Annotated in this window: 2 protein-coding genes; both read left to right on the forward strand. The window is 56.6% G+C overall.

Translation table 11 applies throughout. The annotated features are described in order from the left end of the window. Positions 1-180 precede the first annotated feature (180 nt). Positions 181-1,110, forward strand: coding sequence for a phage major capsid protein (locus tag ABD52_RS38875; RefSeq protein ID WP_255352913.1), 930 nt, complete (start codon positions 181-183; stop codon positions 1,108-1,110). 73 nt (positions 1,111-1,183) lie between these two features. After that, complete coding sequence (locus ABD52_RS39640; RefSeq protein WP_152748381.1) at positions 1,184-1,372, forward strand: hypothetical protein; 189 nt, start codon at positions 1,184-1,186, stop codon at positions 1,370-1,372. Positions 1,373-1,641 lie beyond the last annotated feature (269 nt).

The following is a 1,641-nucleotide window of genomic DNA, read 5'->3' on the forward strand; positions in this document are numbered from 1 at the left end:
TCACCTGACAGGTGCCTTCCGTCCGGGATAGATGAGACCCTCAGCAAGTCCTATCTTCCCAGGCCGGAAGGCATCTTCCTTTCAAGATCCACTATATGGACCCGCCCTTAATGAAGGGCTGAGGCTAAGCTGATTGACCGTTCGCGCGGTATCCAGAAGAAGGCTGTTGCTCAGCACATTCTGAAGACAGGTTCGCCTGACTACCTTGAGACGTTCCTTGACTACGTGAACGATCCCGATGGTATGGCTCAGCGTGCTGCTCTGTCGCTGACCAACGCTAACGGTGGCTATCTGGTGCCTTACACCCTTGACCCGTCTGTGATCCTGACTAACAACGGTTCGGCTAACCCGTTCCGTCGTATGGCTACGATCAAGTCCACTGCTACCGATGAGTGGAATGGCGTTACGTCTGCTGGTGTAAACGCTGAGTGGCTTGCTGAGGCAACTGAGGCTGCCGACGCAACTCCTACCTTCGGCAACATCAACATTCCGGTTCACAAGGCTGCGGCTTGGCTCTACGGCTCGTTTGAGATCCTTCAGGACTCTGACTTTGCCTCTGAGCTGACAACGCTGCTGGCTGACGCTAAGGACCGTCACGAGGCTACGGCTTTCGCTACCGGTAACGGTTCGGGCAAGCCTAAGGGCATCCTGACTGCCGCTACTACGCTGGTCGACACTGTAGGCACTGCGGCTTTCGCTGCTGCGGACGTTTACGCGCTGAAGAGCGCTGTTCCTGCCCGCTGGCGTTCACGCGGTTCCTGGCTGATGAATGACACCATCATCAGCCTTGCTCGTCAGTTCGATGCGGCACGCGGCGCTAACTTCTGGGTGGACATGAACGATGACCACCCTGAGAAGCTTGTCGGCCGTCCGCTTTACGAGTCGAGCGACATGCCTAGCGCTCTGACTGCGGGTACCAAGATTGCCGTTTACGGTGACTTCTCGCAGTACGCGATTGTTGACCGTATCGGTATGAGCCTGCACTACAACCCAATGCTGATGGGTCCTAACGGCCGTCCGACTGGTCAGGCTGGGTGGTTCGCCTACTGGCGTGTTGGTGGAGACGTGCTGACTCCTAACGCCTTCCGCGTTCTGCGCACAAAGGCCTGATCTATTCAGTAGTTGAGGGGATGGGGTTTCGGCTCCATCCCCTCACTCTGTCGTGCCGGAAGGAGGAAACGACATGACTGCAAAGGTAGTAGCTAAGTCGACGTTCTTTGTCGCAGCAGGTGACTCCTATACCCGCATCGCTGAGGGTCAGGAGTACGACGCTAATGATCCGGCAGTGAAGGCCAATAAGCACCTGTTTGAAGCTGTGGCACAGCCAGAGGCACCTAAGGCTGTGAAGGCCACACGAGCAAGGAAGGCGTGACGATGGAATACGTAGACCTTCCTTTGCTCAAGGAATATGTGAACGAGCAGACGACATCTGCTGATGCTCTGCTGACTCAGTGCCTCAAGACGGCTTGCCGCCAGATTGAGAGCCAGACAGGTAGGCGCTTCTACCAAGACGAGCTACAGAGGTTGAAAGGCCAAGGTTCGAGTTATCTCGGTGGCTCGGGTTCGAGGGTCATGCCGGTGCTGGCGAAGAAGCCGGCGAGGAGATCGGTCTGTTGCTGACACGCGCGTAGTCGACGTTTG

The sequence above is a fragment of the Micromonospora sp. RV43 genome, assembly GCF_001029515.1.
Taxonomy (GTDB): domain Bacteria; phylum Actinomycetota; class Actinomycetes; order Mycobacteriales; family Micromonosporaceae; genus Micromonospora; species Micromonospora aurantiaca.